Annotated in this window: 16 protein-coding genes; 9 read left to right on the top strand and 7 right to left on the bottom strand. The window is 70.2% G+C overall.

Annotated elements, in window-relative coordinates:
- Window positions 1–16: 16 nt before the first annotated feature.
- Complete coding sequence (locus AB0O15_RS32965; RefSeq protein WP_364326681.1) at window positions 17–9,754, top strand: SDR family NAD(P)-dependent oxidoreductase; 9,738 nt, start codon at window positions 17–19, stop codon at window positions 9,752–9,754.
- A 148-nt stretch (window positions 9,755–9,902) separates the two neighbouring features.
- Window positions 9,903–12,614, top strand: a complete 2,712-nt coding sequence (locus AB0O15_RS32960; RefSeq protein WP_364326660.1) for an AAA family ATPase — start codon at window positions 9,903–9,905, stop codon at window positions 12,612–12,614.
- Window positions 12,615–12,637: 23 nt separating this feature from the next.
- Here AB0O15_RS32960 and AB0O15_RS32955 read toward each other — a convergent pair whose 3' ends face one another.
- Both AB0O15_RS32955 and AB0O15_RS32950 read right to left on the bottom strand, forming a co-directional pair.
- Window positions 12,638–13,804, bottom strand: coding sequence for a C9 hydroxylase cytochrome P450 (locus AB0O15_RS32955; RefSeq protein ID WP_364326658.1), 1,167 nt, complete (start codon window positions 13,802–13,804; stop codon window positions 12,638–12,640).
- Window positions 13,801–14,829, bottom strand: a complete 1,029-nt coding sequence (locus AB0O15_RS32950) for an FkbO/Hyg5 family chorismatase (protein ID WP_364326655.1) — start codon at window positions 14,827–14,829, stop codon at window positions 13,801–13,803. The genes AB0O15_RS32955 and AB0O15_RS32950 overlap by 4 nt, the downstream gene beginning before the upstream one ends.
- A 251-nt stretch (window positions 14,830–15,080) precedes the next feature.
- On the opposite strand from AB0O15_RS32950, the gene AB0O15_RS32945 reads away from it, so the two are divergent.
- Entirely contained in the window at window positions 15,081–16,118 is a 1,038-nt protein-coding gene (locus AB0O15_RS32945) for an ornithine cyclodeaminase family protein (RefSeq protein ID WP_364326653.1), read from the top strand.
- Between the two features lie 25 nt (window positions 16,119–16,143).
- On the opposite strand, the gene AB0O15_RS32940 is transcribed toward AB0O15_RS32945, so the two are convergent.
- Window positions 16,144–17,040, bottom strand: a complete 897-nt coding sequence (locus AB0O15_RS32940; protein ID WP_364326650.1) for a helix-turn-helix transcriptional regulator — start codon at window positions 17,038–17,040, stop codon at window positions 16,144–16,146.
- Window positions 17,041–17,166: 126 nt separating this feature from the next.
- Between AB0O15_RS32940 and AB0O15_RS32935 the strand changes: the two genes are divergently transcribed.
- On the top strand, window positions 17,167–18,009 hold the full coding sequence (locus AB0O15_RS32935; protein WP_364326647.1) for an SDR family oxidoreductase: 843 nt from the start codon (window positions 17,167–17,169) through the stop codon (window positions 18,007–18,009).
- 136 nt (window positions 18,010–18,145) lie between these two features.
- The gene (locus AB0O15_RS32930; RefSeq protein WP_364326644.1) at window positions 18,146–18,580 is read left to right on the top strand and encodes a hypothetical protein; all 435 of its coding nucleotides are present in this window, start codon (window positions 18,146–18,148) and stop codon (window positions 18,578–18,580) included.
- Window positions 18,581–18,619: 39 nt separating this feature from the next.
- On the opposite strand, the gene AB0O15_RS32925 is transcribed toward AB0O15_RS32930, so the two are convergent.
- The 3 genes from AB0O15_RS32925 to AB0O15_RS32915 are packed head-to-tail and all read right to left on the bottom strand — an operon-like array spanning window position 18,620 to window position 21,210.
- Window positions 18,620–19,321 (bottom strand): hypothetical protein, encoded by a 702-nt coding sequence (locus AB0O15_RS32925; protein WP_364326641.1) that lies wholly within the window; start codon window positions 19,319–19,321, stop codon window positions 18,620–18,622.
- A 9-nt stretch (window positions 19,322–19,330) separates the two neighbouring features.
- Window positions 19,331–19,981: a response regulator transcription factor gene (locus AB0O15_RS32920; RefSeq protein WP_364326638.1), complete on the bottom strand. Its 651-nt coding sequence runs from the start codon at window positions 19,979–19,981 to the stop codon at window positions 19,331–19,333.
- A complete protein-coding gene (locus tag AB0O15_RS32915) occupies window positions 19,969–21,210 on the bottom strand; it encodes a sensor domain-containing protein (RefSeq protein ID WP_364326635.1) in 1,242 nt (413 codons plus the stop codon). The genes AB0O15_RS32920 and AB0O15_RS32915 overlap by 13 nt, the downstream gene beginning before the upstream one ends.
- A 564-nt stretch (window positions 21,211–21,774) precedes the next feature.
- Between AB0O15_RS32915 and AB0O15_RS32910 the strand changes: the two genes are divergently transcribed.
- From AB0O15_RS32910 to AB0O15_RS32895, 4 genes are all read left to right on the top strand, one after another.
- Complete coding sequence (locus AB0O15_RS32910) at window positions 21,775–22,476, top strand: caspase family protein (protein ID WP_364326632.1); 702 nt, start codon at window positions 21,775–21,777, stop codon at window positions 22,474–22,476.
- Window positions 22,473–22,757 (top strand): hypothetical protein, encoded by a 285-nt coding sequence (locus tag AB0O15_RS32905; RefSeq protein ID WP_364326630.1) that lies wholly within the window; start codon window positions 22,473–22,475, stop codon window positions 22,755–22,757. The genes AB0O15_RS32910 and AB0O15_RS32905 overlap by 4 nt, the downstream gene beginning before the upstream one ends.
- Window positions 22,758–22,964: 207 nt before the next feature.
- Window positions 22,965–23,480, top strand: coding sequence for a hypothetical protein (locus AB0O15_RS32900; protein ID WP_364326627.1), 516 nt, complete (start codon window positions 22,965–22,967; stop codon window positions 23,478–23,480).
- Window positions 23,481–23,705: 225 nt separating this feature from the next.
- Window positions 23,706–24,779, top strand: coding sequence for a phosphotransferase (locus tag AB0O15_RS32895; RefSeq protein ID WP_364326624.1), 1,074 nt, complete (start codon window positions 23,706–23,708; stop codon window positions 24,777–24,779).
- 450 nt (window positions 24,780–25,229) lie between these two features.
- Here AB0O15_RS32895 and AB0O15_RS32890 read toward each other — a convergent pair whose 3' ends face one another.
- On the bottom strand, window positions 25,230–26,003 hold the full coding sequence (locus tag AB0O15_RS32890; protein WP_364326621.1) for a hypothetical protein: 774 nt from the start codon (window positions 26,001–26,003) through the stop codon (window positions 25,230–25,232).
- Between the last annotated feature and the right edge of the window lie 49 nt (window positions 26,004–26,052).

Raw genomic sequence — 26,052 nt, 5'->3', positions numbered from 1 at the left:
CCAGATCGTCGACGCGTTGCGGATGTCGATCAAGGAGAACACGCGACTCCGCAAGGCCAACGCCACCCTGCAGGCCGCCCTGGACGAGCCGCTGGCCATCGTCGGCATGGCGTGCCGGCTGCCCGGGGGTGTGTCTTCTCCGGAGGATCTGTGGCGGCTGGTCGAGTCGGGCACGGACGCGACCTCCGGCTTCCCGGCCGATCGTGGCTGGGCGGATTCTTCGACTTCTTCGATGCGGGGCGGTTTCCTCGATGCCGCCGCTGATTTTGATGCTGCGTTCTTCGGGATCAGTCCGCGTGAGGCCCTCGCGATGGATCCGCAGCAGCGGTTGGTGCTGGAGGCGTCCTGGGAAGCGTTCGAACGGGCCGGCATCGAGCCCGGATCGGTGCGTGGCAGCGACACCGGAGTGTTCATGGGCGCGTTCTCCGCAGGGTACGGCGTCGGCGCCGACCTGGGAGGTTTCGGTGTCACCGCGGGCGCGGTCAGCGTGCTCTCCGGCCGGGTCTCGTACCTCTTCGGCCTGGAGGGTCCCGCGGTCACGGTCGACACCGCGTGCTCGTCGTCCCTGGTCGCCCTGCACCAGGCCGGCCACGCGCTGCGGCAGGGGGAGTGCTCCCTGGCCCTGGTCGGCGGCGTCACCGTGATGGCCGCGCCGGACATCTTCGTCGAGTTCTCCCGCCAGGGCGGTCTGGCGTCCGACGGCCGGTGCAAGGCGTTCGCGGACACCGCCGACGGTACGAGCTGGTCCGAGGGCGTCGGCGTCCTGGTGGTCGAGCGCCTCTCCGACGCCCGCGCCAAAGGCCACCAGGTGCTCGCGGTGGTACGGGGGTCCGCGGTCAACCAGGACGGGGCCTCCAACGGCCTGACGGCCCCGAATGGTCCGTCGCAGCAGCGGGTGATTGAGGCCGCCCTGGCCCACGCCGGTCTGACCACCGCCGAGGTGGACGTCGTGGAGGCGCACGGCACCGGGACGGCTCTGGGCGACCCGATCGAGGCCCAGGCCGTGATCGCCACCTACGGCCGCGACCGTGAGCGGCCGGTGCTGCTGGGATCGTTGAAATCGAACGTGGGCCACACCCAGGCGGCCTCCGGTGTGTCGGGCGTGATCAAGATGGTGATGGCGCTGCGGCACGGCGTCGTGCCGCGCACGCTGCACGTGGACGAGCCGTCCCGGCATGTCGACTGGGCGGCGGGCGCGGTGCGGCTGGCCACGGAGAACCAGCCCTGGCCGGACACGGGACGGCCACGCCGCGCGGCTGTGTCGTCATTCGGGGTGAGCGGTACGAATGCCCACGTCATCGTGGAGGGCGTTCCTGAGGAGCCGGCGCACCCCGAGGATCCTTCGCCGCTGGTGCCGCTGATGATCTCGGCCAAGACGCCGGCCGCGCTGTCGCAGCTCGAGGAGCGGCTGCGCGCCTACCTGACCGCTGAAAGCAATCGTTCGGCGGTGGCGTCGACGCTGGCCGAGACGAGGTCGTTGTTCGATCACCGCGCGGTCCTGCTGGACGGCGACGTGGTCAGGGGTGTGGCCGAGCCGAACCCGCGGGTGGTGTTCGTGTTTTCCGGCCAGGGTTCGCAGCGTGCCGGTATGGGTGATGAGTTGGCGGCTGCGTTCCCGGTCTTCGCGAAGATCCGTCAGCAGGTGTGGGACCTGCTCGACGTTCCTGATCTGGATGTGAATGAGACGGGTTTTGCGCAGCCGGCGTTGTTCGCGTTGCAGGTCGCGTTGTTCGGCCTTCTCGAATCTTGGGGGGTACGACCGGACGCACTGATCGGGCACAGCATCGGTGAGCTCGCGGCCGGCTACGTCTCGGGCATCTGGTCGTTGGAGGACGCCTGCACGCTGGTGTCGGCCCGCGCGAGGTTGATGCAAGCGCTGCCGCAGGGTGGGGTGATGGTCGCTGTCCCGGTCTCCGAGCAGCAGGCCCGGGCGGTGCTGACCGATGGGGTGGAGATCGCCGCGGTCAACGGGCCGTCCTCGGTGGTGCTCTCCGGTGATGAAGAGGCGGTGTTGCGGGCGGCGGCCGCGCTGGGTGGCCGGTGGAAGCGCCTGGCCACCAGTCACGCGTTTCATTCGGCCCGGATGGAGCCGATGCTGGACGAGTTCCGGGCCGTCGCCGAGGAGCTCACCTACCGGGCGCCGCGGATTTCGATGGCGGTGGGGGAGGGTCCTGAGTATTGGGTGCGGCAGGTTCGTGAGACGGTGCGGTTCGGTGAGCAGGTGGCCGTCCATGACGGTGCGGTGTTTGTTGAGCTGGGCCCTGACGAGACTTTGGCGCGGCTGATCGACGGTGTTGCGGTGCTGGACCGTGAGGACGAGCCGCGGGCTGCCCTGACCGCGTTGGCGAAACTGCATGTGCGCGGGGTGAAGGTTGACTGGCCGCTGTCGTCCGGGCGGCGGGTGCTGGATCTGCCTACCTACGCGTTCCAGCGGGAGCGGTACTGGACGGAGACGGCTCGGCTGCCCGGGGATGTGTCCGGGTTGGGTCTGACGGCGGTGCGGCATCCGTTGCTGGGGGCGGCGACCGCGTTGCCGGGCTCGGACGGTGACGGTGTGGTGCTGACGGGGCGGGTGTCACTGGCCACGCATGCGTGGCTTGCTGATCATGCGGTGCGGGGCAGTGTGTTGTTGCCTGGTACCGGGTTTGTGGAGTTGGTGCTGCGGGCGGCCGCCGAGGTCGGCTGTGATGTCGTGGATGAGTTGGTGATCGAAAGCCCGCTGGTGCTCCCGGATTCCGGGAGTATTCAGTTGTCGGTCTCCGTTGACGGCGCCGCGGTGACGATCTTCTCCCGGGCCGCCGACGCCTGGACCCGGCATGCCACGGCGACGATCAGCACCTCCGAGCGCCCGGCCACGCCGTCCGAATTTCCTGCGTGGCCACCGGCTGAGCGCGTCGATGTGTCCGGCCTGTACGACCGTCTGGCCGCGATCGGCTACCAGTACGGGCCCGCGTTCCAGGGTTTGCAGGCGGCCTGGCGCGAGGGGGACACCGTCTACGCCGAGGTGGTCCTCGACGAGCGGCAGGAGCCGGACGCGGCACGGTTCGTGCTGCATCCTGCGCTGCTGGACGCTGCCCTGCACGCCTGCATGCTGCATGTTCCGGAGGCACGGCACGAGTTGCGGCTGCCGTTCTCGTGGAACGGCGTTCACGTCCACGCCGCCGGCCCGGCCATGCTGCGCGTCGCCGTGACACCGGTGCAGGACGGCTGGAACGTCCGGGTCGCCGACGAGAACGGTCGTCCCGTGGCGACCATCGACTCGCTGATCACCCGGCCCGTCAGCACCGAAGACCTCTTCGCCGTTACGTGGACCGAGATCGCTGTCCCTGAAGAGTCGCCGATCCCCGATGCGGTGGTCTTCACCGCCCGTCCGGACGGCGCCGATGACCCGTTGGCGCAGGCCCGCCGTCTGACCACCCAGACTCTGCAGGCCATCCACGACGCGCTGACCGCCGACCACACCCTGATCGTGCACACCGGAACCGGGCTGGCCGCGGCCACGGTATCCGGCCTGGTCCGCTCCGCCCAATCAGAACATCCCGGCCGATTCGTCCTGGTGGAAAGCGACGGCTCGCTCGACCCGCAGCAACTGGCCAAGACCGTCGGCCTGGACGAACCACGACTGCGATACCTCAACGGCCGGTGGGAAGCACCCCGATTGACCCGGGTCACCGCCGGGCCGTCCCAGACAGCCTGGGATCCCGACGGCACAGTGCTGATCACCGGCGCGTCCGGCGGACTCGCCGGCATCCTCGCCCACCACCTGGTGACCAAGCGTGGTGTGCGCCGTCTCCTGCTGCTGTCCCGCACCACACCAGCCGGCATCGAGGACCTGGACGCCCACGTCGACGCCGTCTCATGCGATGTCTCGGACCGGGCCGCCCTGGCCCACGCACTCGGGCAGGTGCCACCGCAACACCCGCTGACCGCGGTGATCCACACCGCCGGGGTGGTCGACGACGGCGTCATCGAATCACAAACCCCGCAACGCCTCGACACCGTCCTGCGACCCAAAGCTGATGGCGCCTGGCACCTGCACGAACTCACCCAAGACAGCAACCTCGCCGCGTTCATCATGTACTCCTCCGCCGCCGCAGTGCTCGGCTCCCCGGGCCAAAGCAACTACGCGGCCGCCAACGCCTTCGTGGATGCCCTGGCCGAACAACGCCGTGCACAGGACCTGCCCGGACTGTCGTTGGCCTGGGGCATGTGGGAAGACACCAGCGGCTTGACCGCCCAGCTCACCGACGCGTGGCGGGAGCGGCTCCGGCGCAGCGGGCTGAAGGCCATCACCGCCGAGCAGGGCATGCGCCTGTTCGACACCGCGTCCGGTCGTGACGAGCCGCTCCTGGTCGCCGCGCCGATGAGCCCGGTGGTCGACGCCGAGATTCCCGCACTGCTGCGCTCGATACACCGCCCCACCGCCCGCCGCGCACCAGCCGTCGACCCCGGCCTGACCCCCGCCGAGCGGGAACAAGTCCTGCTGAAGATGGTACGCGACAGCGCCGCCGTGGTACTGGGCTACACCGACGCCGTGCCCGTCACAGGCTCGTTCAAGGACCTGGGCATCGACTCACTGACCGCGGTGGAGTTGCGCAACAGCCTGGCCACAACCACCGGCCTGCGGCTGCCCGCCACCCTGGTGTTCGACTACCCCACCCCCGCCACCCTCGCCGCCCGCCTGGGCGAGCTACTCACCGGCACAGCGTCAACCCCCGCCCGCCGCCCCACAACCACCGCGGCCGCCAACGAGCCGCTCGCCATCGTGGGCATGGCCTGCCGACTCCCCGGCGGGGTCTCCTCACCGGAAGACCTGTGGCGGCTGGTCGAATCGGGCACCGACGCCATCGCACCCTTCCCCACCGACCGGGGCTGGGATGTCGAGGGTCTGTTCGATCCGGATCCGGACGCGGCCGGTAAGTCGTATTGCGTGCGGGGTGGCTTCCTCGACGGGGTAGCCGATTTCGACGCGTCGTTCTTCGGGATCAGCCCGCGTGAGGCCCTCGCCATGGATCCGCAGCAACGGCTGATCCTGGAAGCGTCGTGGGAAGCCTTCGAACGAGCCGGCATCGACCCGGCCGACGCCCGCGGGACCGACACCGGCGTGTTCATGGGCGCGTTCACCAGTGGCTACGGCACCGACCTCGAGGGCTTCGGCGGGACCGCGGGCGCGCTGAGTGTCCTGTCCGGCCGGGTGTCGTACTTCTTCGGCCTCGAAGGCCCCGCGGTGACGGTCGACACGGCGTGTTCGTCGTCGCTGTTCGCCTTGCACCAGGCGGGTTATGCCCTGCGCCAGGGCGAATGCTCGATGGCCCTGGTCGGCGGCGCGACCGTGATGGCCACGCCGCGGACCTTCGTGGAGTTCTCCCGCCAGCGCGGTCTGGCCGCTGACGGCCGGTGCAAGGCCTTCGGCGACACCGCGGACGGTACGGGCTGGTCCGAGGGCGTCGGCGTGCTCCTTGTGGAGCGCCTCAGCGATGCTGAGCGCAACGGTCACCGGGTCTTGGCGGTCGTGCGTAGCTCGGCGGTCAATCAGGACGGCGCGTCCAACGGCCTGACCGCGCCCAACGGGCCTTCCCAGCAGCGCGTCATCCAGGCCGCGCTGCACAACGCCCACCTGACCCCGGCCGACGTGGACGTGGTCGAGGCCCACGGCACCGGTACCACCCTGGGCGACCCCATCGAGGCCCAAGCAGTCATCGCCAGCTACGGCCAGGACCGTGAGCGGCCGCTGCTGCTCGGATCACTGAAGTCGAACGTCGGTCACACCCAGGCCGCCGCCGGTGTCTCCGGTGTCATCAAAATGGTCATGGCCCTACAGCACGGGGTAGTACCGCGAACCCTGCATGTCGATGAGCCCTCACGGCACGTCGACTGGACCGCCGGCGCCGTGCGGCTGGTGACCGAGAACCAGTCGTGGCCGGACACCGGCCGCCCGCGCCGGGCAGCAGTGTCCGCGTTCGGGGTCAGCGGCACCAACGCCCACGTCATCCTCGAAAGCCCACCCACTCAGCCCCCAGCCGCCGCCCCACCGGAGCCGGCGCCGCTGGTCATTTCCGCGAAGACGCCGGCGGCGTTGGCCGACTACGAGGGCCGCCTGCGTGCCTACCTGGCCGCCACACCGGGCACCGACGCGCGGGCGCTGGCGGTGACACGGTCGCTGTTCGAGCACCGCGCCGTACTGCTGGGCGACGACACCATCACCGGCACGGCGATAACCGATCCGCGGGTGGTGTTTGTGTTCCCGGGTCAGGGCTGGCAGTGGCTCGGTATGGGCCTGGCGTTGCGGGAGTCGTCGGTGGTGTTCGCCGAACGGATGACCGAGTGCGCGGCGGCGTTGAGCGAGTTCGTCGACTGGGACCTGTTCGCCGTGCTCGTTGATCCGGCCGTCGTCGACCGGGTCGATGTGGTGCAACCAGCCTGCTGGGCGGTCATGGTGTCACTGGCCGCGGTATGGCAGGCCGCCGGTGTCCACCCGAACGCGGTCGTCGGCCACTCACAAGGGGAGATCGCCGCGGCGTGTGTGGCTGGTGCGATCTCGCTGCGGGATGCGGCGCGGGTTGTGGCGTTGCGCAGTCGTGTGATTGGGGAGCGGCTGGCGGGTCAGGGGGCGATGGCTTCGGTGACGTTGTCCGCTGACGAGATCTCTCTTGTTGATGGGGTGTGGATTGCCGCGTACAACGGCCCTGCTTCGACGGTGATCGCCGGTAGTCCGGACGCGGTGGATCAGATGGTGGGGGAGCGGGTCCGGAAGATCGCGGTGGACTACGCCTCGCACAGCCCGCAGGTGGAGCAGATCGAGGCGGAACTGCTCGACATCACCGCTGATGTCGGCTCGCGGGCCCCGACTGTGCCGTGGTTCTCGACCGTCGACGGAGGGTGGGTCGACGGGCCGCTCGATCGGAACTATTGGTACCGCAATCTACGTCAGCCAGTCGGCTTCCACCGTGCGGTGGAAGCCTTGCAGGCGCTGGGTGAGACCGTGTTCGTCGAGGTCAGCGCCAGCCCGGTGCTGCTGCCGGCGATGGACGACGCGGTCACCGTCGCCACCCTGCGCCGTGATGACGGGACCATCACCCGGATGCACACCGCGCTGGCCGAGGCCCACGTCCACGGCGTGAACGTCGACTGGGCGGCGGTTCTGGGCGTTGCTGCACGGCACGTGGGTGATCTTCCGACGTACGCGTTCCAACGTCAGCGCTATTGGGCCGACGAGGCCCGCGCGGGCGAGCCCATGCTCGGCTCGATCGTCGAACTGCCCGGCACCGACGGTGTGCTGCTCACCGGCCGGGTATCACTGTCCGCCCACCCCTGGCTGGCCGACCACCAGGTCCGCGGCAACATCCTGCTGCCGGGCACCGCCTTCGTCGAGCTCGTGACTCGTGCCGCCGCCGAGGTCGGCTGCGACGTGATCGACGAACTGGTGACCGAGACACCACTCGTGCTGCCGCCCACCGGAAGCGTGCGGCTCTCCGTGTCGGTCAGCGGCGACACAGTCACCGTGTACTCGAAGGCGGACGGCAGCAGCGACTGGACCCGGCACGTCACCGCCACCATCAGCACCTCCCCGCCCACAGCCGTCCCGCCCGATGCCGTCGTCTGGCCGCCGGCCGAGGCCGAGCCGATCGACGTCACCGACTTCTACCCCCGGCTGACCGCCGACGGCTACCACTACGGACCCGCCTTCCAAGGCCTGCAAGCCGCATGGCGCCACCACAACACCATCTACGCCGACATCAGCCTCGCCGAAGCGCAGATCCCGCAGGCGTCCCGGTACGACGTACACCCCGCCCTGCTCGACGCCGCCCTGCACACCTGCATGCTCCACGCGACCGACACACCACAGGAAGTACGGCTGCCGTTCTCCTGGAACGGGATCCACGTCCACGCCACCGGCTCGACCAGCCTGCGCGTCGCCGTGACACCCGGGGAGGACGGCTGGAACGTGCGAGCCGCCGACCACACCGGCCGCCCGGTCGTCACCATCGACACGCTCGTCACCCGACCGGTCACCGCCGAGCCCGACGACCTGCTCGCCCTCACCTGGACCGAGATCGCCGGCCCCGGACGACCGAGCCTCGCCGCCGGCCGCTTCGAGGACGACCGCTCCCCGGCCGCTGAGGTGGTGGTCTTCTCGGCCCACCCCGACAGCGACGACCCGCTGGCCCAGGCCCGCGCCCTGACCGCACGGACCCTGGAGGCGATCCGGATGTGGCTGACCGCCGAGCGCTTCGCCGACAGCACCCTGGTCGTGCACACCGGAACCGGCCTCGCCGCCGCCGCGGTCTCCGGCCTGGTGCGATCCGCCCAATCGGAGCACCCGGGCCGCATCGTCCTGGTCGAAAGCGATGACCCCGTGGAGCTGGAACAGCTGGCCGGGACCGTCGGGCTGGACGAGCCACGGCTACGCGTCGCCGACGGCCGATGGGAGGTGCCACGGCTGGTCCGTGCGGCCACGTCCGAACCTGGAGCGGCCTGGGACCCGGACGGCACGGTGCTGATCACGGCCGACTCCGCGGGACTGGCCACCGTCCTCATCCGGCACCTGGTGGCCGAGGACCGGCTCCGCCACGTGTTGCTGATCTCGCCCGGCGCTCCGGACGAGACGTTCGGCGCCCACGTCGAGACGGTCGCCTGTGACCTCTCCGACCGCGCCGCGCTGGCGCGGGCACTCGAGAAGGTGTCCCCCGAGCATCCGCTCACCGCCGTGATCCATACCGCCGGCGTGCTGGACGACGGCGTTGTCGAGTCGCAGACCACGCAGCGGCTGGACGCCGTCCTGCGGCCCAAGGCCGACGCCGCCTGGCACCTGCACGAGCTCACCCGGGACAGCGCTCTCGCCGCGTTCGTCCTGTACTCCTCGGCCGCGGCCCTCCTGGGCGCTCCCGGACAGAGCACCTATGCGGCGGCCAACGCGTTCCTGGACGCCCTGGCAGAGCAGCGCCGCGCCGACGGCCTCCCCGGGCTGGCGCTGGCCTGGGGCATGTGGGAGGACACCGGCGGGCCGGTCGCCGAGCTCACCGGCGCCGATCGGGACCGGATCCGGCGCAGTGGTCTGCGGCCCATCACCGCCGAGCACGGGATGCGCCTGTTCGACCTCGCGTCCGGCCGGGGCGAGCCGGTTCTGGTGGCGGCGCCGATGGATCCCGCGCGCGACGCTGAGGTTCCGGCGTTGCTGCGCCTGATTCATCGCCCGGTCGCGCGGCGGGCCCCGTCCCGCGGCGACGCGCCGGTCCGGGGACTGGCATCGCTGGGGCCGGCCGAACGGGAACAGGCCTTGCGGAAGTTGGTGTCCGACACCGCGGCCGGGGTGCTCGGATATGCGGATCCCGGTGCTGTTCCGATGACTGCCGCGTTCCGCGAACTCGGTGTGGATTCGCTGACCGCGGTGGAATTGCGGAACGGTCTGGCGAAGGCCACCGGGATACGGTTGCCCGCCACCATGGTGTTCGATTATCCGACCCCGCACGCCTTGGCCGCCCGGCTCGGCGAAATGCTGACTCCGGAGGCTCAGCAAGCGACGACTCTGAGTGCCGAACTGAACCGGCTGGAGGGGTGGATCGCGGAGATGTTCTCGTCGGCCGGCCCCGACGAGCAGCAGGTTTCCCTGCTGGAGGATCGGCTCGCCGCGATCTTGAACGGAAGGCGTCGCCGGTCGCGGGCCGACGATGCCATGACCGGCTCGCTCGCCGGCGCGAGCGCCGGCGAGATCCTCGAATTCATCGACCGGGAATTCGGTGATCCGACAATGTGAATGCGTCCCGCCGAAGAATGCGGATTCATGACGGACACGTGCGGTAGCTGATCCGGCTATGTCGGACGTCATGAACTTTGCCGTACTTACGGCGTTGTTGTCAGCGATGGGAAGCGTTTGAGGTTCGACGCGAAGGTGGTGCCTGTCTGTGGAGTTCAACGACCTGGTCGCCCGCGATGACGAGCTCAGAAGGTTGGATCAGGCTCTCGGCCGCGCCGCCGGTGGACGGGGTGTCGTCGTCACCATCACCGGGCCGGTCGCCTGCGGCAAGACCGAACTGCTCGACGCGGCCGCGGCGAAGGAAGACGTCATCGTGCTGCGTGCGGTCTGTTCGGCCGAGGAACGGACCCTGCCGTACGCCGTGATCGGGCAGCTCCTCGACCACCCGGCGCTCTCCTCCCGGGCGCCGGGGCTGGCCTGCGTGACCGCGGCGGGCCGGACGCTGTCGGCCGACGTCGAGAACCGCCTGCGCAGCGACCTCACCCGCACCCTGCTGGCCCTCGCCGCCGAACGGCCGGTGCTGATCTGCATCGACGACGTGCACCAGGCCGACACCGCCTCGCTGAACTGCCTGCTGCACCTGGCCCGGCGGGTCGCCTCGGCCCGGATCGCCATGATCCTCACCGAGTTGCGCCGGCTCACCCCGGCCCACCCCCGGTTCGAGGCGGAACTGCTCAGCCTGCGGCACCACCGCGAGATCGCGCTGCGTCCGCTCGGCCCGGCGGACGCCGCCGATCTGGCCCGCGCCGGCCTCGGCCCCGGTGTCACGGCCGGCGAGCTGGCCGAGGTGTACGAGGCGACCAGCGGGAACCCCAACCTGGTCCGCGGCCTGGTCAACGACGTGCGGGAGGCCTGGGCGGCCGGCGGCACGGGCATCCAGGCGGGGCGCGCGTACCGGCTGGCGTACCTCAGCTCCCTGTATCGCTGCGGTCCTGCCGCGTTACAGATCGCGCAGGCGGCGGCGGTGCTGGGCACCAGTGCCACCGTCACGCTGGCGCGCCGGGTCAGCGGGCTCGACGCCGAGACGGTGGACGAGGCGACCGAGGTCCTCACCGAGGGAGGCCTGCTGCGCGACCACCGGTTCCCACACCCGGCGGCCCGCTCGGTCGTCCTGGACGACATGTCCGCACAGGAACGCCGCCGCCTGCACCGGTCCGCCCTGGACGTGCTGGACGGCGTACCCGTCGACGTGCTTGCCCACCACCAGGCCGGCGCCGGTCTGGTACGCGGTCCGAAGGCCGCCGAGATCTTCGCGCGGGCGAGCCAGGAGCTGCGGGTACGCGGCGAGGTGGACGCCGCGACCGAGTACCTGCAACTGGCGTACCGGGCCTCCGACGACGCCGGCGCCCGGGCCGCGCTGCGGGTGGAGACCGTGGCGAGCGAACGCCGCCGCAACCCGCTGGCCCCCAGCCGGCACCTGGACGAGTTGGCCGCCGCCGCCCGTGCCGGTCTGCTGTCGGCCGAGCACGGGGCACTGACCGCCCACTGGCTGGCCGACGCCGGGCGCTCCGCTGAGGCGGCCGAGGTGCTGGCGCTGCAACGTGCGCTCACGGTCACCGACCAGGACCGGGCTCACCTGCGGGCCGCCGAGGTGTCGCTCGCGCTGTTCCACCCCGGCGCCCCGGATCCGGACCGGAACCCGCACCCCCTCGCGCCGGAGGAGCTCGCGACCCTGTCCCGGGCCGCCCGGCACGGTGTGACCGCCGACAACGCGCTGCTGGCGGCGCTGCGTGGCCGTCCCGAATCCGCCGCCGCCGAGGCGGAGAACGTCCTGCGCAACGCCGACGCCGCGGCGGCCGGCCCGACCGCGCTGGCCGCGCTGACGGCCCTGCTCTACGCCGAGAACGCCGACGCCGCGCAGCTCTGGGCCGACAAGCTGGTGGCGGGGACCGGGGCGGCGGAGGGAGAGGCCGGCTACGCGGGGCCGCGCACCGAAGCCGCCCTGCGCCGCGGTGATCTGGCCGCCGCGGTGCAGGCGGCCGCCGCGGTCCTGGACCGCCGCCCGCTGCCGCCGCTCGGCCTTACCGCCGTGTTGCCGCTGAGTAGCGCGGTGGCCGCCGCTGTCCGGCTGGGCGAGATCGGGCGGGCCGAGAAGTGGCTCGCCGAGCCGCTGCCGGACGCCGTCCACGACAGCCTGTTCGGTCTGCACCTGCTGATCGCGCGCGGCCGGTACAACCTTGCCGTGGGCCGGCCCGAGGCGGCGTACACGGCGTTCCGGGACTGCGGGGAACGGATGCGCCGGTGGGACGTCGACGTGCCGGGGCTGGCCCTGTGGCGGGTGGAGGCCGCCGAGGCCATGCTGTCCGGCCGCGACCGGGAGGAGGGCCGGCGGCTGATCGACGAGCAGCTCACCCGGGCGATGGGGCCCCGATCCCGGGCCATCGCCCTGCGGGTACGAGCGGCCTACGAGCCGCCGGCGAGGCGGATCGGCCTGCTCGACGAGGCGGCCGACCTGTCGCTGTCCGGCAACGACCAGTACGAGCGGGCACGGGTGCTGGCCGACCTGAGCGAAGCGTTCAGCGCGGTGCGGCAGCACGGCCGGGCGCGGAGCGTCCTGCGGCAGGCCCGCGACCTGGCCGCCCAGTGCGGGGCGGTCCCGCTGCTGCGCAGGCTGGGCGTCAAGGCCGGCCGGCCCGGCCGCCTCGGCCGGCCGCCGCGGGGGATCAGGTCACTGACCGACGCCGAGCGCCGGGTGGCGACGCTGGCCGCCGCCGGACAGACCAACCGCGAGATCGCCGACCAGCTCTTCGTCACCGCCAGCACGGTCGAGCAGCACCTCACGAACGTCTTCCGCAAGCTGGGCGTGCGGGGCCGCCAGCAGCTGTCGGCCGAGCTGGCCGGCCCTGAGCGTCCGGGCTGACCTCCCATTCCGGGCCGCCACGCTCAGGCGGAACCCCAGGTGACCCGCAACTCGGCCGGGCTGAACAGGCCCAGGCCGTTGTTCATCGGCACCTCGCCGGCCGTCCGGACGTCCGGGAAGCGTTCGAACAGGCGGGTCGCGGCGACCTTGATCAGGACCCGGGAGAGGTGCTGGCCCGGGCACTTGTGAATGCCGTACCCGAAGGCGAAGTTGTGCTCCTGCACCCGGGTGACGTCGAAAGTGTCCGGGTCGGCGAAGACCCCCGGATCGCGGTTGGCCGTCGAGTAGAGGGGGATGACGTTGTCGCCGGCCGCGATCGTCTGGCCGTGCAGCTCGACGTCCTCGACGCAGACCCGGGGCACGCCGAACTGGTTGAGCGGCAGAAAGCGCAACATCTCCTCGACCGCGCCATCGATCAGCGCCGGGTCCGCCCGGAGGGCCGCTGCCTGCTCGGGGTGGGCCAGCAACGCGTACAGGCAGTAGCCGACCATCTGCTGCACCGAGTCATGCCCGGCGAACAGCAGCACGGCGAACACCCCGGTCGCCTCCTCGTCGCTGAGCAGGATCTCGTCCTCGCCGGCCTCGGCCAGCCGGTGCAGCAGGTTGTCGCCCGGCTGCGTCCGCTTGGCCCGGACCAGGGCGAGGGCGTACGCGAAGAACTCGTCGGTCAGGCCCTTGACGTCCCCCAGGTCGGTGGCCCCGGTGATGGCCCGGATGCGGGACTCCAACCCGGCGCCCTCGTCCTCGCTCAGGCCGTACAGGTCGTTGATGACCAGGGACGGCAGGCGTCGGGCGTACCCCGCGACGAGGTCGGCGCCGGGGCCGGAGGTCTCGATGTCGTCGAGGCAGGCGTCCGCCGCCCGGCGGACGAACTCCTCCTGCCTGCGCGCGGCCCGGAGGGTGAAGTCGCCGGCGATCTTCTGCCGGTACCGGTTGTGCTCCGGCGCGTCCATCCCGGAGAACCAGCCCGGTCGCCGCTCGGGCAGCATCCCGGACGGCGCGGCCGAGCTGAACCGCGGGTCGTTGGTGACCAGCTTGACGTCGTCGGCCGCGGCCACGAGCCAGTGCTTGACGCCGAACATGTCGAAGGAGCCGATCGTGCCGCTCTCCAGAACCGCGCGGTGCCCGTCCTGGATCGCGAACGGGCACCGCCCGGCCGCGGTGTTCTCCTGGTGAACCTCGGTGCTCATCGGCGGTCCTTTCCGGCCGGGACGGTGACGACACCCTCGATCTCGACCAGCAGGTCGGAGCGGGCGATGTCGGTGTTCAGGATGGCGACGGTGGCCGCGCGCGCCAGACGATCGGCGCAGATCCGGCGTACGGCCGGAATGTCCTCGCGGTGGCGGACGTAGACCTTCAGATGGTCGAGGTCGGCCAGGGTGTGGTGCCGGGACAGCCCGTGCCGCCCCAGGTTCCTGGCGCTGATCACCCGGCTGATGTTGGCCAGCGCCACCTCGCACTGGCCGGCGACGTCGCCGCGGTGGACGGTCTCGTGGCCGAGGATGCCGCCGGTCGCGGAGACGAAGAGCCGGCCGTCGCCCGGCCCCGGCGGCGTCAGCCAGGTGGCCCGCGCGAAGATCGGCGGGCGCGGGCCGTAGTGCGCCGGATAGCGGTGAGCCGTGAGTACGGCCGGGTTCTCCACGTTGATCCGGTCGCCCCCGCGGGCGGCGAGGAAATAGCAGGTGATGCCGCCACCGTGGGCTCCGACGCCGGTGGCGGCCGGCATGGTCGCCGGGTCGATCCCGCAGGCGTCCAACGCCTCCGCCCGGCCCACGCAGAAGTCCCGGTAGACCTCCAGGCCGTCGACGTTCGCCGTGTTGATGCCGCTGAGGTAGTTCCAAGTGCGGACCAGGAAGGGGTAGCCCAGGGTCGCGGTCAGATCAAAGATGTCGGTGTACGCGGCCGCGGTGCCGGCCGTGTACCGGTCGGCCTCGGGCACCCGGGCGACGCCGAAGAGATAGTCGGGCGTACGTGCCCACGCGACGCCCCCGTGGCGCCCGGACTCCTTCGGTCCCTCCGCGCGCCACGCCTCGGCGAAGGACTCGTCCTCACCGGTCGTGGTGTGCACGGCCGCCCGCGGGTGGCCGTCGGTCAAGGACACGTCGGTGTGCCCGGTGCCGTGTTCGATGACGCCGAGCAGCGTCTCATCGCCGTCGAGATCGGCCGATCCGAGCTTCTCGAAGCTGCAGTACGGTGCCGTGACTGGCGCGGACAATCGCCTCACCCTCCCTTGCCGCTCCCGGGCGCATGCCAGCTAGAAAATATGTGCGTGTCCATTACCGCAACCCCCTAGAGAGGGCCTATTCGGCGATCGCACATTCCCAGGGGGATGTTTAGGGGGTGACCGTCATCGACCGGCTGCTAACGTCGCCGTCATCCTCTCGCGAATTGATTTGGGGCCGTTCCTCGAGTCTTATGTCCGCCATCGATTCATCGTTTACTCGCCCGCGCCGAGAGAGAGGTGGCATGCAGACCAGAATTCTGTGCCAGCGCGACATCAAACGGATTCTCGCGGTGGTCGGCCGCGACGTGGTGATGGACCGGCTGATCAGCGAGCTGCAGCGGGAGTTCGCGCGGCTGGGACGAGGCGAGACGGACCCGCCGCCACCACGCACTGGTTTCGCCCGGCGCGGCGACGTGCCGGGCGTCATCGAGTTCATGCCGCACCGGGCGGCCGGCGTCGGCGTGACGATGAAGACGGTCAGCTACAGCCCGCAGAACCCGGAACGGTTCCACCTGCCGACCATCGTCGGCACCGTGGCGCGGCTGGACGACGACAGCGGCAGCCTGGTCGCGCTGGCCGACGCCGGCACCATCACCGCCATGCGCACCGGGGCGGTCGCCGGCATCGCCACCCGGCTGCTGGCCCAGCCCGGCAGCGCCACCCTCGCGCTGATCGGGGCCGGTGCCCAGGCCGTCACCCAGGCGCACGCGCTCAGCCGCGTCCTCCCGCTGGAGCGCATCCTGGTCAGCGACATCCGGCCGGCGCACGCGGAATCGTTCGGCTTCCGGGTGGCGTTCCTCGGGCTGGCGGTCGAGGTCACCGACGCGGCGACGGCCACGGCCACGGCGGACGTCCTCAGCACGGTCACCTCGGTGCCGGTCGGCGCGGGACCGGTCGTACCGGCCACCCCCCGGTCGGCCCACCTGCACGTCAACGCCATCGGGGCGGACGAGCCGGGCAAGACCGAGCTGCCCCGGGCACTGCTCGACGACGCCTTCATCTGCGTCGACCACCCGGAGCAGGCCCGTACCGAGGGCGAGTTCCAGCAGCTGCCCGACCGGGAGCTGGGCCCCTCCCTGGCCGACCTGTGCGCAGCGCCCGAGACGGCCGCCCCGCACCGCCGAGGCGTGAGCGTCTTCGACTCGACCGGCAGCGCGTTCGCCGACCACATCGCGCTCGACGTGCTGCTCGGCTTCGCCGACGAGCTGGGCCTCGGCCGCAAGATGACGATCGAGTCGACGCCCGAGGACGTCCTGGACCCGTACTCGCTGCAGTGGTGATCAGCGATCCCGCAGAGACGCACCATCACGGCGCCCCTCCGCCTTGATCATCGGTGAGGTGGTGTGCGGCGTCAGTCTGGCGGGTGGCCGCCCAGCTGGCCAGCAGACGCAGGGCGTCATCGCCGGCCGAGCCGGCCGGGGCGGTGAGCATTGCCATGTTCAGACCGGGGTCGGCGATCAGCTGCACCGTTTCGATGTGCAGGTCGAGGTCGCCTACCACGGGATGATGGAACTTCTTGACGCCGGTGCGGTGCAGCCGTACGTCGTGGGCGGCCCATAGCGTGCGGAAGTCCTCGCTGCGGGTGCTGAGCTCACCGACGAGATCCGTCAGGGTCCGGTCGAACGGATCACGACCGGCCTCCGCCCGCAGCATTGCCACCGCATCGCTGGCGACCACATCCCAGTCACGCCAGAAACCACGGGAGGAAGGGTTCAGGAACACGAACCGGGCGTGATTCACCGGCCGTACGGGATCGTCGAACATCGGCGCGTAGAGGGCCTCGGCAAGCGGATTGGCGGTGAGGAGGTCGCCGCGCCCGTTGCCGACGAACGCGGGCACGTCAGTCAGGAGCTCGAGTACCCGGGTAACGCTGGGCCGGACCTGCGCGGCGGGCGGCCTGCGCCGGGGGCGGGCAGCCCGCCCGACGGTGCGGGCCAGGTCGGTGAGGTGCTGGCGTTCGGCCTCGTCGAGACGCAGGGCCCGGGCGATCGCATCGAGCACGCTGTCGGAGACACCGGCGAGGTTGCCGCGTTCAAGCTGGGTGTAGTACTCGACACTGACACCGGCCAGATCGGCGACCTCACTGCGGCGCAGGCCCGGCACTCGCCGGTTGCGATGGAAAACGGTCAGACCAGCCTGTTCCGGGCTGATCTTGGCGCGCCGAGAGGTGAGGAAGGCTTTTGCCTCGTCACGGTTGTCCACCCTTTCCACGGTAGGCGCAAACCGCGAGGCGAAGGGTGGGCTGTCAGCACCCCCTTCACCAGCATCTTCTCCACCGATGGGCGCGGCGGTTGTCTGAACGCGGTTTTCCCCTCGAGAAGGAGCAACATGGCTCACAAGGACGTTCTCCTCGTCACCGGCGCCGGCCGGGGCATGGGTGTCGACATCGCGAAGGCGGCCCTGGCCGCCGGGTATGCGGTGGTCGCGACCGGTCGCGACCCGCGAAGGGTCGAGCAGGCCCTGGGGGCCACCGAGGACCTGCTGGTGGTCACGCTCGACGTGACCGACCCCGTCAGTGCCCGGTCCGCGGTTCAGGCGGCCGTCGATCGGTTCGGTCGCATCGACATTCTGGTCAACAACGCCGGCACGATGTACGCCGGATTCTTCGAGGAGACCACTGCCGACGACTTCCGCGCCCAGGTCGAAACGAACCTTTTCGGTCCACTCAACGTCACCCGGGCGGTCCTGCCCGTCATGCGCGCCCAGCGCTCCGGGCTGATCGTGACGAACTCCTCGAGCGTCGGCATCACCGGGATGGAGTTCTGCTCCGCCTATGCGACGACGAAGTTCGCCCTGGAAGGCTGGATGGAATCGCTGACTCCCGAGGTCACGCCGTACGGCATCCGCACGATGCTCGTCGAACCGGGCTTCTTCCGCACCGAGGCGCTTTCGCCGGAATCGGCCAGCTTCGCCGAGTCGAGCATCGATGACTACCGCGAACGTGCCCGGCAAATGGTTACCGCGTTCAGTGGCATGAATGGCCGGCAGGGAGGCGACCCGGCCAAACTCGCCGCCGCTTTGACTCAGCTGATGAGCGCCGCGCAGCCACCGCTGCGCTGGCCGGCCGGCGCCGACGCGGTGAGCGTCCTGGAGCAGAAGGCCAAGACCCTGCTCGAACAGGCTGAGGCCCACCGGGAACTGTCCTCGTCACTGGCGCACGACGACATCTGAGCAATCCGGCCTTCAAGGCCCGCGCCCCCCGACCACGGTCACGATCTAACGCCAAGACGTGGGACAGGTTGGGACCCCAACACCGCGAGCCCTACGGTCGAGCACATCGACAACAATTTCGGCGGGGGCACGGCACATGATCTTCAACCGGCCGCTGGTCAAGTGGGGGTTGCTTGGCGCAGTTGTCTTCGGGCTGCTGGCGGCCGGCGTCTTCCTCGTCGACGACAAGCTCCGCAAGGACGTCGTTGAGCACGGCACCCGTACGCGGGCGGTCATCATCAGCGACCACGACAACGAGTTCGACCACTGGTTCACGGTCAGCTACACCGTCCAGGGCGAGCAGCACAGCGCGAACCTCCGCCACCCCTGGGTCATGGACAAGGTCCGCGAGGGCCGGGAGTTGATCGTCTACGCCGACCGGACGAACCCCGAACTGATCGCCACCGAGGACGGCTATGCGACGCCGGTGTGGACCTCTGCTCCTGGCGCGCTCGCTGTCTTGGCGCTACTCGGCGTCTTTGTGGCCGTCGTCGAAGGCTGGCGGTCCCTCCGCCGCGGACGCCCGAGCTGATCCACGAGACACTCCTGATCGAGGAATCACTCGCGAACCTCACCAACTGCCCTGGAGGAGGAGCAGGAGCGGCGGGATGGGATTCATCACGGTGGTCACGTTGGCCGCGACGACCACCAGCGCAGCCATGGCCGGCACGGTCGTGAGCAGGCTCAGCCACCGATGCCGGCGGCGCCACGCCACCACCGACAGGCCGATGAGAACGGCGGCCAGCAGCCCGACCAGCACGCCCTTCACCACGTGCCACCGCACGTACTCGTCGAGGATCACGTCCAGGGCCGGCGACGCCGGGCCGTTGTGGAGCTGGTCGCGGACCTGGGCCAGGACGGCGACCAGCTCGGCGTCGGCGGGACCGGACGCCAGGGCCGGCAGCATCGTGCCGAAGGGCGACACGGCCCCCTGGACGTTGGCGATCAGCAGCACCGCCGCGACGAGCGCGAGCGCCCCGAGCGGCAGCCGGAACCGCCGGTGCCGGACGGCCAGCGTCACCAGTACCGCGAGCAGCGGCAGTGCGAACACCACCCGCGCCAGGTGATAGTGGAACTGGTGGTCGACGAGGCGCTGGAGGTCGGGCCGGAAGTCCGGACCGCCCGAGGACCAGTAGCCGACGAAGGCGCGCGGGAAGTCGCCGAGCCGGCCGGGGCCGAGCAGCAGCGGCGGGGCGAGGAAGAACGCCGCGGCCAGGAGAACGGCGATGGTGAGGAGCCCGGCGTCACGCCGCCGGGCGGTGGTGGTGATCACAAGGGACTCCTAGTCGGACCGGCTGCGCAGGTACGCGAGCACAGCGAGAACCCGCCGGTTCGTGTCGTCGCTGACCGGCAGGCCCAGCTTGGTGAAAAGGTTGCCGATGTGCTTGGCGACACCGGCCTCGGTCAGTGAGAGCAGCCGGGCGGCGGCCGCGTTCGAGTGGCCCTGAGCGACCACGCTGAGAACCTCGCGTTCGCGGGCGGAAAGCTGCTTGAGCGGGTCGCGGCGGTGTTGCATCAGCTGCCGCACCACCTCGGGGTCGACCACCGTGCCGCCCTCGGCCACCCGGCGAAGCTGCCCGGCGAACTCGGCCACATCGCCGATGCGGTCTTTGAGCAGGTAGCCGACGGACCGGCCGGAACCTGAGGCGAGCAGTTCTCCGGCGTAGCCGTGCTGCAAGGACTGGCTGAGGGCGACCACCGCGAGCCCGGGATCTTCGGTGCGGAGCGCGACGGCCGCCCGCAACCCCTCGTCGGTATAGCCGGGCGGCATCCGCACGTCGGTGACCACGAGCTGCGGGCGGTGCCGGCGGACAGCGGCCAGCAACGAGGGGGAATCCCCGACCGAGGCCACGACCTCGACCCCGAACCTGGGCAGCATCGCGCCCAGCCCCTCCCGGAGCAGCACCGAGTCCTCGGCGATCACGACGCGCACGGCAGCTCCACCCGCAGAATCGTCGGGCCGCCCGCCGGACTCGACAACAGCAGCCGGCCACCGGCCGCGGCGGCCCGGTCGGCGAGCCCGGTCAGCCCCGATCCGCGGGCCGGGTCGGCACCACCGCCGCCCTCGTCGCGGACCTCGACCAGCAGCCGGTCGGCCTTGCGCCGGACCGTGACGGTGACCTCAGCGGTGGCGGCATGCTTCGCAGCGTTGGCCAGGGCCTCGGAGATCGCCGCATACGCGACCGACTCCACCTCCGCCGGGAAACGCGACGAAGCAGCATCGACACATACATCGAGGGAACTCGCGGCGGCCAACTCCTCGACCGCGGACCGCAGGCCCAGTTCCCGCAGCGTACGGGGGCTGATACCGCGAATCAGATCGCGCAGCTCGACCATCAGCGTCTTGGCCTGCTCATGCGCGGAGGCCATCGCGGAAGCGGCCGGCGAGGACGGTGGCAGATCGAGCCGAGCCAACCCGATCTGCATGGTCAGCGCGACCAGGCGCTGCTGGGCGATGTCGTGCAGGTCGCGCTCGATGCGCAGCCGCTCGGCGTCGAACGCGTGCGCCAGCCGCGACCGGGACCGGGCCACCTCGACCAGTTCCTCGGACGGCTCCGGGTACAGCAACAGCCGGACCAGGGCGGCGTGCGCCCCACCGAACAGCGCGATCAGGTAGAACAGGACCGGGACCAGCAGCAGCCCGACAACAACCCGCCCGGCGACAGCGGCCAGGGAGTCCGTGACCGAGATCCGGTACTCCACCGCGATCGGCGTCGAAACGACGAGCAGCCCGATGACGCCCAGCACCCCGAGCCACATCGGGCCGACGATGCCCAGCAGTACCGCGTAGGCCACCGCCCGCCAGGTGGCCGGGTCGGTATAGAGGTCGCCACGGCGTCTCGGCGGCAGCGGGGCATCGCCGACCAGCCGCAGCCGCCATCGTTCGGCCCGCGCCACCGAGAGCGCCAACCTGGGGCCCAGAAGCGCGAGCAGGCCCACTCCGACCAGCCCAAGGCCGGCCGCCACGATCAGGTGGCCGCTCGTATGCCCGGAAAAGAGCACCACGACGGCCGAGAACACGGGCGTCAGCGGCACCGCCAGCAACAGCCACAGAATGCCGGAGGCCACCGCGGTCGTGACGCAATAGACCAACCCGCGCCACGGCCAGGCCGACACCAAGAACCGTCGCCCGGTCACCGCCCGGAGCAGCGTGTCTGTCACGCGTCCAAAGTTAGGCGGCTGCGCACAACCTCCGACAGCACGCTGGTTCGACTCTTGGGGTCGACCTAGCACTACCCTGTTCGTCGGCCGGGCGGCGGTCCAGGACCGGGAAAGCCGCTGAATACGCGGTTCTGGAAGATCGCTGCCATAACCGGCCTCTGCCCGCCGAGCCAGAGTCAGGCTGGCTGTCGGCATGCGCAGACCAGGATCTCGGCACCGCCGCATGATCCATGACGGGTGATTGCGCAGTCGGACTCGGCCGGCCCGGCACCTGCCATTACGTATGTGCCGCCGTGTGGATACGTAGGTCGACGGATGCCGGATGTCTTCCTGTTGTCTGGAGGATGGGACGCATGATTGCAATGTCGTCAAGGACCGGGAACGACGCATCGAACCGCAGCCAATCGGGCCGACATGCAATCGAGCCGTATGACATCGGACGCGGACTCGGAGCCGCCGGAATGACGATGTTGAGCGGTTCGTCACGCTGACCGGGGAGGGCGTGGATGTGGAGACGGTCCGGGAGATCTCCCGGGCGGTGTCCCAGCGGCGGGGAGGGCCGGAATGGCCGGCCGATACCGAGCCCTGCTGATCGGCAACTCGACCTACCCGTCCGACGAGCACAACCTCCAGACGCTCAGAGGGCCGGTCAAGGACATCGCCGCGCTCAACCGCGCGTTGGTGGACGAGCAGACCGGAATGTTCGCCGACGTTGAGGTGACACTGCTGCCGGAGGCGACGTCCGGCCGGGCGATCCGGGCGCTGGGCCGGTTCTTCGGCGCTGCGGAACGCGGCGACGTGCTGCTGTTGTTCTTCAGCGGGCACGGCAAGCTGGACCAGAACGGGCGGCTGCATCTGTGTATGCAGGACACCGACTCGGCCGACCTGCTGGCCACGGCGGTCAGCAGCGCCCGGATCAACGAGTTCGCCGACGCATCGCGGGCCCGCAACGTCGTGATCGTCCTGGACTGCTGCCACGCCGGCGCGTTCCGCGGCGGCGACGTGCCGGACACCGTCGCCGGGCCAGGGCGGTACGTCCTGACGAGACGGCGCCGGGGCGGGTGGACCATTCGGCCACCGCACCGTGGCGGTTGCGCATCGAGAACCACCAGGTCGGCTCGAATGTCCCGTGCAAGGTCACGCTTACCGATGTCCGGTCCGGCTCGGAGATTTCGTTGCCGGACGACATCTGGAGCCCGCGTACGTTCCAGATATCCCGCGCCGGATCGTTCCGGTGGGAGGCGAACATGCCGGCCTGCCGGATGATCCCGCTGGCCGGATCGGGTGCCGCGACCCTTCCATTCACGGTGAACTCGACCGGCGACAGCGACGTCTTCGCGGCGCCGGCGCGGGTGTCGGTAGAGGTGCGGGACTTCCATGGCAACCCGAAGTGTCTGATCACCCTCTATGACCCGGCCGACGGAACCGCGCTCGACTTCGCGACCGCCGAGCCCAGCGCCGATACCGTGGTGCTGGACGCCCGCGGTCGTACGAAGGCCTACGTGGGCGACACCGTGTGCGGTTTGCTGGTATCCCCGGCGCAATGACGCCGCCACCGAGGCCGACCCGCCGTTGCCGCCCCGCGCCATGCCGAGACGGGGATGAGGCGCAGTGTGGCCGAGCGCGAATCCCGCCGCCAAGCGCCACCGGGATCCAAACCGCAACGAGATAATCGCGGCAGATGAGGGCGGTCGATCAGTCGGTTTGCCGGCACTGGGCAGGTCGTCGACCCACCGATCGATAGCTTGACTGGCATGGACTTCTTCGCACGGTCGAAGGACCTCATCGCGATCGCCCTCGCGGTTATCGCCATTATCCTCTCCCTGGTCACGGTGATGGTCCAGCGGCGACAGCAGCGACAGCACGCCTTCCAGCAGATCCACGATGTCCTCATGACTCCGGAGCACCAGCGCGGCCGGTGGCTGATGTGGGACATCGCCGGCGCGGGCCGGCTTCCCGACCAAGGCTCAGCTGACTACTACCTCATCAACCGAACGCTGGGCATGCTCGACCTCTTGGCCCACTACGCACGCAAGGGCGTGGTTTCCCGGCGGTGGGTGCTGGAAAGGTGGCACCATCCGCTTCAGCAGATGGCGGCCGCTGTGACATTGCTGGTCGACGAACGCGTCGCGGTAGCGCATTGGCGGCCGTGGCCACAACTCGACTGGCTCATCCGCGCGGCAGCAACGTACCGCAGCTCGCAGGGCTGTTGCCTGCCGGTGTCACTGCCGCCTCAAAAGTCGGATGCATCGAACGCAGCTTCTGGTTGAAGCACGCAGGCTTACCGTAACGTTCGAACCAAGCGGGCCGTACGCGGCTGTCCAAGGTTGATAGACTGCTCCGGACGGCGTCGACCGGACGCCTAGCCATGGAACGTCCGCCCCAGCCGGGGTTCCAAGGGCGAAGGGGAAGTTGCCCTCACGGTCGTCGAACGTCACAGGCCATCTCTGCACACTGCGCCGCTGGGGGGCGAGGGTGTCAAGAGGAGGTTTGTCATGACGAAGGACGGCAGTTTCAAGAAGGTGGTTCGCCACCACGCGCAGGACACCGGTCAGCGCTACACCGAAGCGCTGACCGATCTGAAGGGTCTCGGCGCGCGGATGGATCACGAGCCCGCTGGAGAGCGGCTGCTCGCCCATCTACGGGCTCGCTACGACATCGACCCCATCGCGGCGACGAAGCTGAGTGTGCACAAGACCTACGTCTTTCGCATCGATCGCAGGGACGGCGAGCCGTGGGTCGCGCGAGCCTTTCCGCCGGCCCGCCCCAGGGCGGGTGTCGAAGGGGACGCGGCGATCCTGCGGTTTCTGGAGCGACAGGACTATCCCGCGGAGCGCCTTGCGGTCGACGCCGCCGTATCCGACTTCGACGGCAGCTCAGTGCTCGTGACCCGGTTCGTCCAAGGCGGCCAGCTTCCCGACAGCACGGAGAAGTTCGCGATGATGGGTGAGCTGCTCGGACGACTGCACGCCCTGCCGCAAGACGAGTCCGTTGAGCGATTGGGTGGAGCGAGCGGGGAGGACCCGAGCCGTGAGGGCGCACCGCGTCAGGACCTGCTCGCCGCGCTCGCGTTCCTCGACTCCGTGGATACCAAAGTGCCGGCCGCCGAACGCGAACGTTTCGAGCGGCTCAGGGACAAGGTGCGCTCGGCCGATGACGGCGACGGTCTTCCCGAGGGGCTGCTGCACGGGAACCTGCTCCACGCCCCCGATCACGTCATCCTGAGTGAGCGAGGGCCGGTCGCGATCAACTGGAAGGCATCGGGTCGTGGACCACGCCTCGCCGATTTCGCTTACCTGATCTGGGGCACCGGCTCATGGAACCCGAGGCGACCGGACCAGGAACGTATCGACGCTGCCGTGGGCGCCTACCGCCGGCACATCGAGCCGACCGACGACGAACTCGACCGTCTCGAAGCACTCATGTATATCCGCACGCTCTACCTGACCTGCTTCGGCTACCGACGCGCGATCCTCAACGGCTCCCCGTTCGACGAGTGGTGGTTCATCCAACCACCCGAATACTTCCGCTCCACCGCAGCCGCAACCCGAGCCGCGTTCCGCCGGTAGGCCATCGATGGCTCAACACCAGACCGTCACGGAGTCATATGGCTTTGTTGATCTTTCCTTGTGTTACTGACCTCGGGTTTATTACTGAGTTGAGCGGATGTCGGCGAGTTTTGGAGCCACCGGCGGCGGTGGGATCGTCGGCGGGTCGCGACGGAGGTCCGCCGATGCCGCGGATGTCGAGCGTCGAGCTGTTCGCGGCGACCCGCAGGGACTCGCGGGCGGGCATGCCTGGACGCGCCCCGCAAACAGCGGCAACCGCGAAGCGGATCTACGACCGGCTGATCGACGTACACGGCATGCACGCTTCGGTGCCGCCCGAAGCGAAGGTCGGTGCGCAGGCCCTTGTCCCACGGGAACGCACCTGCGACTGGGTGAAGAAGGGACTACCGCTCCGTCTGATACCCGGAGGCGGGTCAGGGTCTGGCTGGCCTCGCGCTGTTCGGACTCGTACTACCTCGTGGCGGTGAACAGTGCGCGGAGTTCGTCCATCGAGGTGGCGGTGTCGCCGCCGAGGGCTCTACCCAGCGCGGTCAGGCGGGGATCGACGACTGAGGGGTTGTCTACCAGGCAGTGGGTCACGAGGGCTGACCAGAGCCGGCGGGTGGTGCCGAGGCCGCCGGTGCGGCGGGTGAACAATGGCGACCCGGGACGCCGCCGCCACGGCAGTTCCGCGTCGGCCAGCACCTCGTCCAGTTCCTCGACCATGACGGCGGCCAACGCCGGCGCGACCGCCGTTTCCGCCGACAGCAGCAGCACCGCCAGGGTCAGGAACATCTGCGAGGGCAGATCGTCGCGCCAGTCACCCGGGAGGTTCAGCCGGCACCAGGCCAGAAAGCGCACTGCGACACCGTGGGCCGGCTCGCCGAGTTTCAGCGCCGAATCCACCAACGGGGCGAGGGAGTCCACCGGATCACCCCCGGCGTTCACCGCCCGGACCAGGAACATACAGGCGAACAACCGCTTCAGGTGGTCGCGCCGTCCGGCTGGCCTCGCCCACCGTGTCAAGGCCAGAACCTCGCCGGGATGCCATGCGAGTTGGTCGGGCAGCCAGGGACTGTGCACCAGCTCGGCCAGCTCCCGACGATGCTCCTGCACCCCGGCGCCATAGTCGGCCGCGGCGATCTCGTCGAGCGCAGCGGCGTCCAACTGCGGGGCCACCCAGCCCAGCAGCGCGCGTTCGTCCGGCGCAAGGGATGCGAACAGGTCACGCTCGGAGCCGGTCACCGAACGATGATGCGGCATCGAACCTGGCGCCGTCCATGAAATACGCGCG

Origin of the sequence: Actinoplanes sp. NPDC089786 (genome assembly GCF_040684855.1) — a bacterium.
GTDB lineage: Bacteria > Actinomycetota > Actinomycetes > Mycobacteriales > Micromonosporaceae > Actinoplanes.
Note: the sequence above shows the minus strand (reverse complement) of the source record. Positions and strands in the feature narration are given on the sequence as shown.

Bases quoted from the DNA above. Each gene is read 5' to 3' on its own strand.
- AB0O15_RS32900 (WP_364326627.1), top strand. From the start codon at position 22,965: ATGGACTTCTTCGCACGGTCGAAGGACCTCATCGCGATCGCCCTCGCG.
- AB0O15_RS32930 (WP_364326644.1), top strand. From the start codon at position 18,146: ATGATCTTCAACCGGCCGCTGGTCAAGTGGGGGTTGCTTGGCGCAGTT.
- AB0O15_RS32905 (WP_364326630.1), top strand. From the start codon at position 22,473: ATGATCCCGCTGGCCGGATCGGGTGCCGCGACCCTTCCATTCACGGTG.
- AB0O15_RS32910 (WP_364326632.1), top strand. From the start codon at position 21,775: ATGGCCGGCCGATACCGAGCCCTGCTGATCGGCAACTCGACCTACCCG.
- AB0O15_RS32935 (WP_364326647.1), top strand. From the start codon at position 17,167: ATGGCTCACAAGGACGTTCTCCTCGTCACCGGCGCCGGCCGGGGCATG.
- AB0O15_RS32955 (WP_364326658.1), bottom strand. From the start codon at position 13,804: ATGAGCACCGAGGTTCACCAGGAGAACACCGCGGCCGGGCGGTGCCCG.
- AB0O15_RS32945 (WP_364326653.1), top strand. From the start codon at position 15,081: ATGCAGACCAGAATTCTGTGCCAGCGCGACATCAAACGGATTCTCGCG.
- AB0O15_RS32895 (WP_364326624.1), top strand. From the start codon at position 23,706: ATGACGAAGGACGGCAGTTTCAAGAAGGTGGTTCGCCACCACGCGCAG.